Genomic DNA, 15,491 nt, shown 5'->3' on the forward strand with positions numbered 1-15,491 from the left:
TTCTTAAAATAATATAAATAAACTAATGGCAAGTATTAAGCCTATCAAAGGGACTATCCCTGTCATAGCAAACATCGACCAATAAGCACTAGCATGCGTTTCTTTACAAATAGCGCGTATCGTTGTTACTACGTAACCATTATGTGGCAAGGTATCTAAAGCACCAGAACTAATCGCAACTACACGATGCAATTGTTCGGGGTCAACGCCCTGATCTAAGTAATGAGGCGCTAATAAAGGCAGCGCAATAGCTTGTCCTCCAGATGCTGAGCCCGTTAAACCAGCAATAACTGTAACTGCTACAGCTGCGCCAATTAATTCATTTCCGGGTACTTGCGTCATAATATCGACTGCAAGTTGAAAGCCGTCAGTTGATTTTGCCACGGCGCCAAAACCTACTACCGCGGCTGTATTACCAATGGCAATTAAAGCACCATTGGTACCATCAGACACAGCATTAGCAAGATGATGAAAATGCTTATTGTTAATAATCAAAATACTGAGTACACCGCCTGCTAACGCGATAATTAAGGCGTTGTGACCAAATTCATGATGCAAAGTAAAAGAAAGGCCAAGGACTACTAGCAATGGAATAACACCGGTAATTGGGTGCGGATAATCACGTTCTGGTATCTCTGGGTCGTCGTCACGATGTTCAAACACTTCCCCATTCGCAATTGCTTTTCGAATTAGGCGATTTAGCCACCAATAGCCAAATAACGCCATAAAAACTGCAACAACCAAACTGACTTCCCAGCCAGCATAAGGTGTTGTACCCAAATACTTTATAGGGATCCAATTCTGGATTTCAGGCGAACCAGCAGATGTCATGGTAAAAGTAACAGAACCAAATGCCAACGTCGCGGGTATAAATCGCCGAGGTAGATTGGCATCCTTAAACAAACTAAGCGCCATAGGATAAACAGAGAAAGCAACTACGAATAAATTTACACCGCCATATGTTAAAATCGCACAAGCTGCTACTACTGCAAATACGGCTCTTTTCATACCAAGCTTATTTACAATATAGCGAGCAACGCTGTCTGCCGCTCCCGTGTCTTCCATAAATTTGCCAAACAAAGAGCCAAGCAAAAACATGAAAAACCATGCGGCAATAAAACTAGTAAAGCCCGTCATATATGTACTGACAAAATGTGTATCCCCTGTCAGTATTGCCATACCGTTTGTCAGCGCAACAATCAGTGCGCACAACGGGGCACTGATGAATAAGTTCATCCCCCGCATGGTAAGGATAACGAGCAATACAAGCCCCCCTACCAAGCCAATCATACTTATCATAGTCGTTCCTGCGTAATATTAGAGTTAACGTTTGACTGAAAACATATTTGACTCACAACGCTGGGTAGTCTTGGCACAGAATGGTTTATTGATAAACTGGCTTAAAACTACAATTTCATTATTAAACGCGACGAAGAAAATAGGTATAGTACTTAAGTACCACATACAGATGGATTAGCTTCGACTAGATTAGAAAGCGACTGAAAAATAATCACAACAATAACTAAAAACATAAAGACAAGAACAATATCCATCGGGGGAAGTATGAAGCACTCAATAGCTACATCGAAACAACACAACACCTTATACAAAAAATCGGTTTGTGCTTTAGCGATCAGCTCAGCACTATTTTCAGCAAACATTTATGCTGAAGAAGCGACAGATTCAAAAAAGGCAGGACTAGAACGTATTGAAGTTACTGCTCGTAAAACCACAGAAAGTTTACAAGAAGTGCCAATTGCAGTTACTTCTGTTGGCGCTGCAGAATTAGCGGAAAATGGCATTTCAAATATTACAGAGATAGAACGTTTTTCACCCAACACCACCTTACAAGCGAGTAGAGGTACCAACTCAACGCTTACTGCTTTTATTCGCGGTATTGGTCAACAAGATCCACTTTGGGGTTATGAGCCTGGTGTTGGTATTTATATCGACGACGTCTATATGGCTCGCCCTCAAGGTGCGGTATTAGACTTACTTGATGTTGAACGTATCGAAGTATTACGTGGCCCACAAGGTACCCTTTACGGTAAAAATACCACAGGTGGCGCAATTAAATACGTAACTAAGTCAATGTCTGGTGATACCGAATTTAATATTGAAGGTACTGTTGGCAGCTACAGTCAACGTGATTTAAAAATTACCGGTCAAATTCCATTAATTGAAGACAAATTATATGTTGGCTTTGGTCATGGCATGCTAAAGCGTGATGGCTTTGGCGAGTTTCTCGTTGCGCCAAATGGCTCAGATACGGAAAACTACAACAAGGAATTAACAGCTTCACGCTTAACGCTAGAATATCACGCAACGGATGATTTATTTATGCGTTTAGCATGGGATAAAACCGATGACGACTCCAACTCAAAAGGTGGTTTCCGTTTATTACCTAGTTTATTAGCACCTAATGCGCCAATTCCTGACAGTAAATACGACTCGTATACAAGCTTACCTACATGGAATAAAGTAGAACTTGAAGGTATTAGCTTAACCATTGACTGGCAAGCAACAGACAACCTTTCACTAAAATACGTAGGCTCAAAACGTGAAAGCTATTCACCAACAAACATCGACTTTGATAACACAGGCTTACAAATATTTGATGTGCCAGCCGTATATGACGATGAAAATTCAAGTAATGAGTTACAAGCGAGCTATCGAGGCGATGGCTTTAATGTAGTTGGTGGACTCTATCAATATTCCGGTGAATCGTGTGGTCAATATGACGCAATTATATTCTTATCTTTAACAGCAGAAGTTTCTGGTTGTAATGAAAGTGAATCAGTCGCTGCTTACATACAAAGTAACATCGATTTAACAGATAAGCTTTCTTTGACTTTAGGAGCTCGTTACACCAAAGAAGAGCGTAAAGCGGACGTTTACAATGATTTGTATGCCAGTATTGAATACCCTTATGACAATTGGATCCCTGGCTATGATAGAGACTCTTCATTACCAAAAACACAAGTATTAGGTAAAGATACCAATGGTGATGGTGTACTAGATGCAATGAAGTCTGAAGATTGGTCACGTTTTACACCACGTGTAGGCATTGAATACCAAGCAGATGACAACACCATGTATTTCGCGAGTTTCTCACAAGGCTTTAAGTCGGGTACCTTTAACCCTCGTGCTGGTGCAAACGAAGATGCTGCCGATCCAGAAATCGTCGATTCATTTGAAATCGGCATGAAAAAAGACTGGACAGATGCATTACGTACCAATATCACGTTATTTTCAACAGAACACCAAGACAGACAATATATTGTTGTGGTACCTCAAGAAAATGACACTGATTTAGGCCAATTTTTAGCGAATGCAGCCAGTTCAGATGTTAAAGGTATTGAAGCAGAAGTGACTTGGTTGGCCACAGAAAACCTAACATTAAACTTAGCTTATGGTCATTTATCTGCTGATATTAAACAAGATGAAACAATTAAGGTACCACTTGTAGGATTATCAAATACACCAGATGACACGTTCAGCCTTTCTGCAAATTATTTACTAGAAAGTAGTGTTGGCGTATTCATGATTAATGCCGGTTATTACTATCGCAGTGACTATACTATCTTCGAAGATGATGACTCACTAAAGCAAGACGGATTTGGTCAAGTTAACGCAAGCATTACATGGGAAGGTAATGACGGTAACTGGTATGGCGGTATCCACGCAAAGAATATTACGGATAAAGAGTATATGGTTGGCGGCTATAATTTCACGAGCCGTAACCCTGATGGCTCATATGGTCCAGGATTTGGTGGCGATACAACATTAATTGGCTACTACGGTGATCCGCGCACTGTACACCTTACAGTGGGCTATAGGTTTTAACCTATTGCAAACTAAATGGAGAGGGTACTAGCGCCCTCTCTGTTGTTTTGTTCTAATAGTGGTATTAAGGTTTAGCATGAGTGAAGACATTGTGAAATTAGCAGTTGCCGATGATCACCCCTTATTTAGAGCAGCATTAATTCAAGCGGCAAAGAAATTGCTCCCTAATAGCGATATTCTCGAAGCAGATTCTTTTGACAACCTAATGCAGGTTATTAAGAATAATCCAGATACAGAATTAATCTTCCTTGATCTAAACATGCCTGGCAACGACGGCTTTACCGGCTTAACATCGATTAAGAATGCCTACCAAGATATTCAGGTAGTCATGGTTTCAGCCACTGAAGAGCCAAGTGTTATTAGTAAGGCCATCCATTTAGGGGCAAGTGGTTACATTCCTAAGTCAGCCTCTCTAGACTTAATTGCCGATGCTATCGAAGAAGTGCTCGATGGTGAAACTTGGTTGCCAGATAACATTGATCTTAGCCAAATTGCCGAACCGCCGGAAAAAGCATTGGCTGATAAGCTACATAAATTAACACCCGCTCAATACCGTGTTTTACAGATGATCGCTGACGGGCTACTAAACAAACAAATAGCCTATGAAATGAACATTCAAGAACCAACCGTTAAAAACCATGTTTCAGCGATATTACAAAAGTTACAGGTCAATAACCGCACACAAGCGAGTATGTTGTTTCAAAACTTAAAGCAAATGACGCCTAGTTAAAGACGCTAAACTATGAATCACCAGCAGAAAGATTTAATCAATGTGTTGTATCGTCCATCGATTGATCTCACAGCCACTAACGGACAATGGTAACGCCGTAAAATGGGGCGTATAAATGCTTGGCTATAATTAGCGAAGAATGAGCGCCAGCCAAGCATTAGACGTCCCACACATAATTGCCTTGATACTTATTGAACCTTCTCCCCGAAGTCTAGCCATTGGCTAAACTTCAAGGCGACAAAACCAAAAAGGAGAAAGCTAAATGAAATTCTACACCAAATTACACGATTTTTATTGTGGAATCGATTTACATGCGCGAATTATTTATGTCTGCATTTTAAATCAACAAAGTGAAAAGGTGCTTCATCAGAAAACTAAGGTTGAAAAAGGCTTATTAAACCAGCTTATTTCACCCTATCTAGGCAATATCGTTATCGGTGTTGAGTCTATGCACTGTTGGTATTGGGTCAGTGATTAGTGTGAGCAACAAGGTGTTGATTTTGTGCTCGGCCATGCCCTTTACATGAAGGCTATTCATGGTGGTAAAGCTAAAAATGACAAAATAGATTCTTATAAAATTGCCAGCTTGTTACGTGGTGGTAACTTTCCATTAGCCTATACCTACCCACAAACCATGCGTTCAACTCGTGATTTACTGCGCAGAAGAACCAAGCTCGTCAGGCATGGCGCACAACTCAAAGCGCATACCGTTAACACCAATAGCCAATAAAACTACCCAGCACTTGAGTTGCACATGAAGAACCCATCGGTTCGAGAAGCCTTTCGCCACCGCTTTGATGATGAAGTGGTGCAACGTAATGTTAATTTTGACTTAGCTATTCTTGATAGCTATGCCAAAGAGCTAAAGTACCTTGAATACTTTATTGAGCGCAAAGCCAAGCAACATCGACCAGACTATTATGCGCAACTACGCACTAGACCAGGTATCGGCATTATTCTGGCTATGACCACACTTTATGAAATTGGTGACATCGACAGGTTTGAATCTGTCCAGAAGTTTGCTTCTTATTGTCGCTTAGTTAAGTGCAAAGCAGAATCTGCGGGAAAAACCTATGGTACCTCAGGCAACAAAATCGGTAATGGTCATTTAAAGTGGGCGTTTAGTAAAGCTGCCGTGTTGTATTTACGCGGCAATGACAAAGCACGTCGATACTTAAACAAACTACAAAAACGCATGAGTAAAGCAAAAGCTTTATCAGTACTCGCCCATAAAATTGGTCGTTGCGTGTATTACATGCTTAAACATAAAACGGTATTTGATGATGAACGATTCTTAACTGTTTAAGCCGCACAGCGAGGTGAGCTCAACACCTAACTGGAAAAGCTAGAACAACCACGGGTTATTTGCGATTAAGTGTGTTTAAACACGTTAATGCTGGTAAATGTTATCGCCTTATTAGCCCTTTGCGCTTGGTTAGACACCTCGCTGGTGCGCACTTAATTATTAAACAAGGCAATGAGCAAAATCGTTTACACCTTAGCTGAGCCTTAAACTAACTGAACGTGGCTAAATGCCAATGAGTCATTTGCTTGAGTAGTGCCAGCAAAGGTTAACCGATGAATGTCTAGTGCCCCTGAGTCACTAATGGATTGATAACTTAGGCGGTGATGAGATCACAATAAGAAAGCCTCAATATGTGTTTGCCGTAAACGATTTTAACGGCTAACTGACAGAGCGAAGTAAGAGATTTTTCTGATTGAAGACAAATTAGCTACCTGGCGGTAGCTAATAAAAACCCTATTGCCTATTGACGGGCAGAAGGTTCATATGTGTTATGTGTTCTCAGGGATTTTAAAGTAATGGATATAGTTTACTCTATCATTTTGCCCATTCACTTCTATTAAGCAATCCTGTTTAACAAATACCATTTTACCATTTCTAGAAAATTCAGCATGAAACAAATCATTGTATGGGCAAGGTAGTATTTCTTTTTTTAAAATTTCTTGGTAGGTTGAAGTATTATAAACAACTAAACTGGTGTAATTAGTTGTTGCAAGCATACTATCATCATAAGAAAAAGAAACACTATTCGGATATGCACCAACATCCCATTTGCCACGAACATTAGATAGATCTGTAGAGTCAAAATTTAAGATATCATATCCATGACCATTCCCACCGCCCGCAGCTAAAACTACAATTGAACCATCGTTAGAAATTTCAAGATCATTACCATTTGCACCGTCAGTTCTCAGATGTTCAAGCATTGAGATATTACCATTCTCATCAAAACCATATCGATAAAGGCTCGCAGGTGACACTCCGTAATCAGCAGCTATTATTTGATTATTTGTATGATTGTATCTAATAGCAGGAACATCAATTGACCATGGCCCGCCAACCACCTCATCTCCTTCAATTTTGTAAACATCATAATTCAAAAAATATTGATTCCTACTACTAATGAATACACCTCCGTTTTTGTTCAATGTTAACATCGTTATAGGAAAATCTAGAGTTACATATTCAACTGTCATTTCATTTCTATCAATTACAGCATAATAGTTTTCTGGCTGATTAATGTTATAAAAAGTAACATAGAGCTTTTCTTGGAGATGATCGAACTCCAGTTGTTTAGGAGAACTTATTAATTGGAAAGTTTCAATAGTTTCCCCTGAAACTACATTTACCCAGTCAATTTGCATTAGCTCTTTATTAGCAATATATATATCACCATTACAGCCAGGAACCATTTCTGCAGAGAAATCCGTAGAAAAAATGCCGGATGCTGGGATATTTTCTGAATAATCTAAACAGTTGACATCCTTAACCTCTAATGTTGTTGAGTCAGTACTTTTTGCACCAGAATTATCAATAACTTCTAATTGAAATTCAAATATGGTCTTTGATTTAACATCGGGAAGCTCTATTTCTGTAATTGAACTTGTAGGAGATGTAATTTTCGCTTCAGGAGCTTCATTATCTACTTGTTTCCATGAGAATTTAGTAATTTCACCATCACTATCTGAACTCAAAGAACCATCTAGTGTGGATATAGTTAAATCATTTACAACAACTACATCTTTTATTTGTGCTATAGGAGCGCTGTTTACTTTGGTCGGCATAGTGGTTTCACTACTTCCTCCGCCACATCCCGTCGTGAATAGGAATGCAACTATAGTTAATAAGAGCTTAGGTGAGTTAGACTTTTTTAAATTCGAAAGGTGTTTTAACATCTTGTCCTAAAATTCCATTTAGTAATTATAAAAATTCAAATTAAGCAATAGTTAAATATTCAACCATTACACATAACAATTGAGATGGACTCCCCCTGACTTTGGCAAATTTTGCCAAACTTAAGGTGCGAAACTTAAAAAAGGAGCCCATCATGAATAACATTAAAACACTTGGTATCGATTTAGCAAAAAATACGTTTAGCCTGGTTGGCATGAATGAGTTTGGAAAAATTGTGCTAAGGAAAACGTTATCACGTAAAAAACCACTTCCCTTTATTGCTCAACTCAATCCTTGTCTCATTGCCATGGAGGCATGTAGTGGCGCGCATTATTGGGCGCGTCAGTGTAAATCTCTCGGACACCAAGTCGCGATTATTGCCGCCAAGTTCATCGAACCTTTTCGCACTGGCGGTAAAAACGATAATAACGATGCCGAAGCGATTTGTGAAGCAGCAATGCGACCTAATATTTGGCATGTGCCAGTGAAAACAGCTGACCAACAAGCCGTCATGACGTTACATCGTGTACGCCAAGGGTTAGTGAAAGAGCGCACCACCATGATTAATCGCCTTAGAGGCTTACTCGCTGAGTTCGGTATTGTTATGCCTAAAGGTAGATACCCAGCACAACATGCTATCACCAGTATTTTAGAAGATGCAGAGAACGGCTTACCTATGCTCGCCAGAGAGCTATTGCATGATTTATGGCAAGAGATAAAAGGGTTAAACGAACAAATCCTTAAACATGACAGAAAACTGTATCAATTAGCCCATCAAATGCATGCCGCTAAACGCTTAATGAGTATTCCTGGTGTCGGCGAAGTGACCGCAACCGCGGTAGTTGCTACTGTCTGTGATGCCAAAGACTTCGACACCTCTCGTGCCTTTAGTGCATGGATTGGTTTAGTACCAAAGCAATACACTACAGGTGGACAGGTAAAGTTAGGAAGAATATCCAAACGTGGCGAAAAACATATTCGCACCTCACTCATTCATGGCGCGCGAGCCGTGATTGCTAACTGCAGGCACAAAACTGACAGAACCAGTTTATGGATAAAAGACCTTATCGAGCGACGAGGGTTTAAGCGTGCCACCGTGGCATTAGCGGCAAAAAATGCCCGATTAATTTGGGCATTATTACACTCAGAAAAAGAATATCAGATTGATTATGTAAAATAGAAAAGGTTAAACCAAACGGTTAACCCCACCGAGTCGTAGCATTAGCAATTGACGATAACACGGTCAGACCGAGCGCATTAAAGCCTGTTTAGTCGGGAAGTATTTAAATACTGTTTAACGAATGAGGCCATGCGCAAGCGCAAATCATCAGGGCGATAGCGTATATAGCTAATAAACGCCGAATGTAGAGTTGCTGTCAGATCTTCTTGTTGTCATAGACTGCTTGTGCTTGACAAAGGGGAGTCCATGTAGCCCAACTAAGGGGCAAATAATTAGCTTGGCTAAGATATGGAACGCAGTGACAAAAGCCAAGCTTTATTTGTCCTGCTTGAGTTGCTTGTTAGCTATACGATTTAACCAAAGCAATGTTAACTTAGCAATTAAAAGAAAACCAAATATTTGAAATAAAGAAAGGTATATTGCATTTCCAGATTGTTTAACATACCATTTTTTGAGTTCACTAATTTTTAGATTGGTAGCGGCATTATCGTCATATTTATTAACATCTAAAGTAGACGGATTAAAGTCCTTATAATTACCAGATTCAAGTTTGAACTGAACTATAACGCCATAATTCTGGTATATGGCTTGAGCGTGCAACCTGTTTTTTTCTTCACTATCTAAATAAGTTCGTTTAAACAATTCTACGGAGTTTACTGAAGAGTCAAACCCAAGTTCAACGGCATTACTTTTTAAAATGAATCCTTTAGTCGAAAGTACGTTCAATCCAACAGATAGAATAAACAAAACCAAAAACTCATTAAGCCCAATTGGAAGGACTTTGGTAGCATTAATTGGTTGTTTGAATGACGAGATAGAATATGCAATTGGTAATAAAATTGATAAAAGAACTATCAATCCCCAATTTTCAAAAAGATAGCCGTCTTCTATTGGAAAAACAAAAATAAATATTAATTGTACATAAAACAAAATATGACAAAAAAACGTTAAGTACTTCATGACTTCCTTGTATAGCTAACGCCTCGTTAAGCGTATAAAAATGGTTGGCTATAATCGCGAAGCGATGGCCATCTGTTTTTATTCCGTTTAAACAACTTGTTATACGCTTCCTTCCGATTCTACGACTAGTATTCGAGCTTCACCACGCGGATGCGCAACATGCTCAGTCCCAGTTGATGCATAAAATATATCACCTGCTCTTAAAACCGATGATTGCTCAATTCCATTATCTTTAAACAACATTTCAACAACGCCATCTAAAACAACAAACACTTCTTCGCCGTCATTTACATGCCACTTATAAGGCTGATCAGTCCAATGCAAGCGCGTCGTAATACCGTTCATATTTGCGATGTCTTTTGCACCCCAGGCGCGTTCAGATTTGAATTCTTTACTTCTAATTATTTCCACAATACTTCCAAATTATGAATAGCGTATAACGCCGCCATATGGGGCGCAAAAATGCTTGGCTAAAATTAGCGACGAAGGAGCACAAGCCAAGCGTTTTGCGTCCTTTTGCCATAATGGCCTTGTTATATTTACATATCTCCATTGTATGAAATAGGTGTTTTATCAATACCAATGTCAATTCGAACTTCATTTATAAACTTGATAGCTAGCTCTCTTACTTCAGCCCATTCATAGCCCACTTCATTCCCTGATATTTTCATTAAATGGTCTATAAAATCATCATGAGCGTCCATAGCCGATTGCGGTGCTAACATGGCTAAATAACCATAAGTTTGCATTCGTTGTTCATTAAATAAATCAAAAGCTTGAGCAGCTTGCTCAATAGGTGTTCTGCCAGATTGTACTGAATCAAAGGTAGATAAAAGTTTAGAAACTACGTCTACTACTGCGCGATAAATAACTATTTTATCATTATGACTACGCATATAAGTTTCTTTGTAAACATCTAGTTCTCTTTTGGTTGCTTCAAGTTCCTTATTTAGAGCATTTTTTTCTCTCTCTAAAATCCTGTTAGCCCAAACTTTGCCTAACCAATTAGATAATCCAAAGATTATTACACCAGCTGCACCAACAGAAGTAATTACAGCGGTTATAATTTTAAACACATCTTCCCAATTCAACTCTTAAACTCCCTGTAAATATAACGCCCGCATAAGGGGCTGATAATAGCTTGCTATACTGTGAAGCGAAGCGGAACCGAGCAAGCTGTTAGCGTCCCACTCACTTAATGCGCTTGATATGTTTTGTTTTCACCAAACTTCCGAAACAAAAATTTAAGAAGAAATACACCAAATGAGATAACTAAAATCCAAAAGCTTAGTAAATAAACCACTACGACAGTTGGGCCAGATGAAACAGAATATAAACCGCAATCATACCCACATGTTTCCATTCGATACATTGCCCAAACAAATATTACTGAGCTTAACCCAATTAGCACAGAATAAAGTAATTTCTCTTTTCGGCTAAACAACTTATCCATAAGTTAACTCATCTAATGAAAAACATAACAGCTTATTAGCGTGAATTCCCGATTAACTCAAATCAGAGTTATGAGAGTACATTTCAAAACACACCAATTTTATTTATTAATTTTAATACGTTAGCAATTATTTCACTCAAAAACAACGAACTCTAATTAAGGAGAAAACGAGAACTGAGATAAACGAGCATTATTTTGGCTCACTAAGCAAAGTACCACCATTGTAAGTTATTAAAATATCGTTAATTTATTAAATGTTGTTGAGTTAACCGAGAAATCTCTCGACTTACATAACGCCCCATTTCTTGCTTATTTCTATAAAGCAACTTAGACAGGCTGTTTTAAAAAGCAACATAACTAAAAGAGTAAAAGCACATACTTTTAGGCACACTTTTGCAACACAACTTTTGATGAACGGGACTGATATTCGCACAGTTCAAGAGTTATTAGGGCACTCTGATTTAAGAACAACTGAGTTATATACTCATGTAGTTGGGTCTCGATTTAGCCATACGGTAAGTCCACTAGATAGAAATATTAACTAAAGTGAAAGTCCACTACTCGCTCTAAGCTGCCTATCAGACTAATTATTAGCCTTTTCATTAAAATTGTTTATATCTAACGCTATGCTCGTACTACGCCGTTTTCATTAACGATTTAATGGTGCGTTTTAGTGCTGCTGGCTTGACCGGTTTATGAATAAAAATAAAGTTATTCTCAACGACTTGTTCATGAAGTTCCTCAGAATGATCTGCCGAATTAATAATGACAGGAATATCCTGTTGCAGTTGCTCTCGCAGTAAAACAGAGGCTTCTATTCCTGTTTTTCCATGATCTAAATGATAATCGGCAATAATAATTTCGGGTAGTTGTTGCTCACATGCAACCAGAGCTTCTTGTTGATCACATGCGGTGTAAACCTGACACCCCCACTCAGAAAGGCGTTGTTGCATTGCTGCGAGTACAGAAGTGTCGTTATCAATAACTAATACCTTTAAGCCTGCCAAATCTCGTTTGTTTCGATTTATCACGGGGTGTTTTTCAACTACGCGACTGTGTTGCATGTTAATAACTGGGAGCGACAAAGTAAAACAACTACCTTGTGCAAGCTCAGAGGTAAGCGTTAATGGGATCCCTAAAATCTTACAAATCCGTGATGTTATCGCTAAACCAAGCCCTAAGCCTGTATGATGCTTATTACCTTGTGCATCTTCAATTTGTTCAAAATCATTAAAAATTCGTTGTTGATCTGTCGCCTTTATCCCGACGCCTGTATCGGTAATATCGATAATCACCTTTTGTTCTGATTGATAAACTGATAACGATATTTTGCCTTGTTCAGTATAGCGAATAGCATTCGCTAAAAGATTTTGCAGCACACGTCGTAGTAACGCTTTATCTGAGCGTGTTGCACAATTGTCGATATGTTGTTCGAACGCTATCCCTTTATTTTTCGCAATATAACTAAACTCATCAGCAATGGGTTTAATAAAACTCTCTATAGTAAAGTCTTCTAAATACGGCTTAGTGCTCCCCGCGTCTAGCTTAGTCAGTTCCAAAATAGAGCTTAAGAGTTGTTCAGCATTGGTAAGTGAATTATGAATATTCTCACTAAGCTCTTTTAGTATCGCTTTATCGGTCGTCTCCTCTCCTGCTTTTTCGGTAAGGATCGAAGAAAATAAACTTGCGGCATTAAAAGGTTGCAGTAGATCATGACTTAAAGCAGCAAAGTATCGTGTTTTATTAATATTTGCCTGTTCGGCTTCTTGTTTTGCTGCTTGTAAATGTAAATTTACCTGTTGTAAGTCGTGCGTACGTTTTTCAACACGAGATTCCAAATGCACATTCACTTCTTCAAGCGCTTTTTGTGTATTTACAAATTCGGTAATATCGGCATAAGTGGTAACAAAGCCGCCTCCTGGTAGTGGATTTCCTGTCATTTCATACACTTTTCCATTTTGTTGGACACGTTGGAAACGATATGACTTTCCTTGTTTTAAATAGGCAATACGCTTTTTAATTTCCTCTTCACTATCATCGGTATTAAACAAACCACGATTAGCATTAAATTGTAAAACCTCTTCTACTGGCCTGCCGACAAAAATTTCTTTTTCAGGATAATCAAACATTTCGATATAACGTCTATTCCACGCCACTACACGCAATTCTTTATCAACTACGGAAATACCTTGTTCAACATTTTGAATCGTAGCTTGCAATAAAGAACGGTTAAAGCGCAGTAATTCACTTGCTTCATCAACAATATCAACCACATCATTTAACAGCGCGCTACGCCTACGTTTTGCAGAATCAAAAAGTAATTTAGCAGATGCACCACCGATAACCCCCGCGAGTTCTTGCTCAGCATTTTGTTCTAATGCCACTGGCGCTACATGTTCCCAATTAAACGCTTGTTGCTTAAAATATTCATCAATGAGTTGATCTGCAACACCAGCACCAAAAAAACGAGCAACTAAACTATGTAAATCTCTGATTGTTAACGCGGAGCTGTCATATTGAGTATGTCGTTGGGACTCTTCTGGTTGAATAAAGTTAACCGCTTGCAACTGTTCAGTTATCTCAGGCGTTTCGGTAATCGAATAATAGATAAACACGATAAAACTCGACAATAAGCTGATAATCACACCATGAGAAATAAACTCTAACTCTAAGCCAAACATCATCGTTGGTCTTAACCATTCGACACCTAAAAACCCCTCATTCAATAGTGACTCTATATTAATTAAGCTGTTATGAAGCGATGGTAAAAGCAGTGTATAAGCCCAAAATAGCGTACCAATAATAATACTGCGATACGCCGCTTTTTCATTCGCTTTTCGCCAAACTAACCCAAGCAATAATGCAGGTGAAAATTGGGCAACAAGTGACATCGACATTAACCCTGTTACCGCTAATAGTTCAGAATTTGAGGTCACCTGATAATAAGCATAAGCCGCTAATAAAATCACCACGATGGCGATACGTCGTATCAAGAGTAATTTATTTGGACTGAGCTTTTGTACTTGGCTGGAATAAACCTCACGGTTTAGCAACTTAGGCGTGATCAGATCATTCGAAATCATAATACTTAACACGATCGTAGCGACAATAACCATACTGGTTGCAGCAGAAAAACCACCAAGAAAAGAGATTAACGTCATCAACTGGTTATCAGCATAAATAGGCAATTGCAACATAAAACTATCAGAGCCAACAGCAACACCGTCAAATATTATCAACCCAGCATAAGCAATAGGTAGTGCAAAGATATTAATTAAAATCATGTAAATAGGAAAAAGCCAACGGGCATGATTCAAGGCTTTTTTGTCATCAAGTTCAATAAACGTCATATGAAACTGACGAGGTAAACAAAACATCATTAACACGCCAAGCAACGTCTGGGTAAGGTAAACATAACTCGGTGGGGAGCTAATTTCCTGCACGGCAGCATGTTGATTTGCTTGCTGAAAGAGGTCTGACATACCATCAAACATAAAAAAGCAGACAAAAAATCCAATAGCAAGAAAAGTAATAAGTTTGATAATTGATTCAAACGCAATGGCTAATAATAACCCTGGATTATGCTCTGAAGGACGAATTCGCCTAGTACCAAACAAGATGGCAAACACAGCTAAAGTAACGGTAAATAACAATGTTACATCGACAGGTGATTGCTCATTAGGGTAATTAATCACCTCATTAAAGCTACTTGTGATCGCTCGTAATTGCAAAGCAATATAAGGGATGATGGCAAATACGGCCGTTACGGTAATGAGCCCTGCTAGTTTTGAAGATTTACCATAACGAGATGAAATAAAATCGGCTAAAGAAGTTAACGACTGTTCACGGCAAATATGCGCGACTTTAAGTACTAAAGGCCAAGCAAAAATAAACACCAATATAGCGCCAGTATATGTTGGCGTAAACCACCAACCCGTTTCCGCTGATTGCCCGGTTACACCATAAAATGCCCAAGAGGTGCAGTAAACACCTAACCCTAGACTATAAACAACCGGCTTAACTTTTTTTGATATTGTGTATTTATCACCAACAAAGGCAATGGTAAACAGTAAAATCAGATAGAAAAAGCTTAATAAAACTAAAACAGAAATCGGCAGCATATCAG

10 protein-coding genes and 2 pseudogenes are annotated in these 15,491 nt (G+C 38.8%); 5 read left to right on the forward strand and 7 right to left on the reverse strand.

Annotation, left to right across the window (positions count from 1 at the left end):
* Window positions 1-3: 3 nt before the first annotated feature.
* On the reverse strand, window positions 4-1,299 hold the full coding sequence (locus QUE09_RS11700) for a GntP family permease (protein ID WP_286232941.1): 1,296 nt from the start codon (window positions 1,297-1,299) through the stop codon (window positions 4-6).
* A gap of 264 nt (window positions 1,300-1,563) precedes the next feature.
* Between QUE09_RS11700 and QUE09_RS11705 the strand changes: the two genes are divergently transcribed.
* The 3 genes and pseudogenes from QUE09_RS11705 (at window position 1,564) to QUE09_RS11715 (ending at window position 5,882) form a co-directional block, all read left to right on the forward strand.
* The gene (locus tag QUE09_RS11705; protein WP_286232942.1) at window positions 1,564-3,846 is read left to right on the forward strand and encodes a TonB-dependent receptor; all 2,283 of its coding nucleotides are present in this window, start codon (window positions 1,564-1,566) and stop codon (window positions 3,844-3,846) included.
* A gap of 76 nt (window positions 3,847-3,922) precedes the next feature.
* Window positions 3,923-4,576 carry a response regulator gene (locus QUE09_RS11710; RefSeq protein WP_286232943.1) on the forward strand — a complete coding sequence of 218 codons (654 nt, stop codon included), beginning with the start codon at window positions 3,923-3,925 and terminating at the stop codon, window positions 4,574-4,576.
* 262 nt (window positions 4,577-4,838) lie between these two features.
* Window positions 4,839-5,882, forward strand: a pseudogene (locus QUE09_RS11715) (IS110 family RNA-guided transposase).
* 488 nt (window positions 5,883-6,370) lie between these two features.
* Here QUE09_RS11715 and QUE09_RS11720 read toward each other — a convergent pair.
* Entirely contained in the window at window positions 6,371-7,774 is a 1,404-nt protein-coding gene (locus QUE09_RS11720; RefSeq protein WP_286232944.1) for a PKD domain-containing protein, read from the reverse strand.
* Between the two features lie 152 nt (window positions 7,775-7,926).
* On the opposite strand from QUE09_RS11720, the gene QUE09_RS11725 reads away from it, so the two are divergent.
* Window positions 7,927-8,952, forward strand: a complete 1,026-nt coding sequence (locus QUE09_RS11725) for an IS110 family RNA-guided transposase (RefSeq protein WP_286232945.1) — start codon at window positions 7,927-7,929, stop codon at window positions 8,950-8,952.
* Between the two features lie 315 nt (window positions 8,953-9,267).
* Here the strand turns inward: QUE09_RS11725 and QUE09_RS11730 are convergent, their stop codons facing one another.
* From QUE09_RS11730 to QUE09_RS11745, 4 genes are all read right to left on the reverse strand, one after another.
* Complete coding sequence (locus tag QUE09_RS11730) at window positions 9,268-9,912, reverse strand: hypothetical protein (RefSeq protein ID WP_286232946.1); 645 nt, start codon at window positions 9,910-9,912, stop codon at window positions 9,268-9,270.
* A gap of 99 nt (window positions 9,913-10,011) precedes the next feature.
* On the reverse strand, window positions 10,012-10,323 hold the full coding sequence (locus QUE09_RS11735) for a cupin domain-containing protein (RefSeq protein ID WP_286232947.1): 312 nt from the start codon (window positions 10,321-10,323) through the stop codon (window positions 10,012-10,014).
* 128 nt (window positions 10,324-10,451) lie between these two features.
* Entirely contained in the window at window positions 10,452-11,003 is a 552-nt protein-coding gene (locus QUE09_RS11740; protein ID WP_286232948.1) for a hypothetical protein, read from the reverse strand.
* Between the two features lie 104 nt (window positions 11,004-11,107).
* The gene (locus QUE09_RS11745; protein WP_286232949.1) at window positions 11,108-11,365 is read right to left on the reverse strand and encodes a hypothetical protein; all 258 of its coding nucleotides are present in this window, start codon (window positions 11,363-11,365) and stop codon (window positions 11,108-11,110) included.
* A 320-nt stretch (window positions 11,366-11,685) separates the two neighbouring features.
* On the opposite strand from QUE09_RS11745, the pseudogene QUE09_RS11750 reads away from it, so the two are divergent.
* Window positions 11,686-11,910 (forward strand): annotated as a pseudogene (locus tag QUE09_RS11750) (tyrosine-type recombinase/integrase); the annotation flags it as partial.
* Window positions 11,911-12,000: 90 nt separating this feature from the next.
* Here QUE09_RS11750 and QUE09_RS11755 read toward each other — a convergent pair.
* Window positions 12,001-15,486: a hybrid sensor histidine kinase/response regulator gene (locus tag QUE09_RS11755; protein WP_286232951.1), complete on the reverse strand. Its 3,486-nt coding sequence runs from the start codon at window positions 15,484-15,486 to the stop codon at window positions 12,001-12,003.
* Window positions 15,487-15,491: the final 5 nt, after the last annotated feature.

Origin of the sequence: Thalassotalea sediminis, assembly GCF_030295915.1 — a bacterium.
GTDB classification, from domain to species: domain Bacteria; phylum Pseudomonadota; class Gammaproteobacteria; order Enterobacterales; family Alteromonadaceae; genus Thalassotalea_C; species Thalassotalea_C sediminis.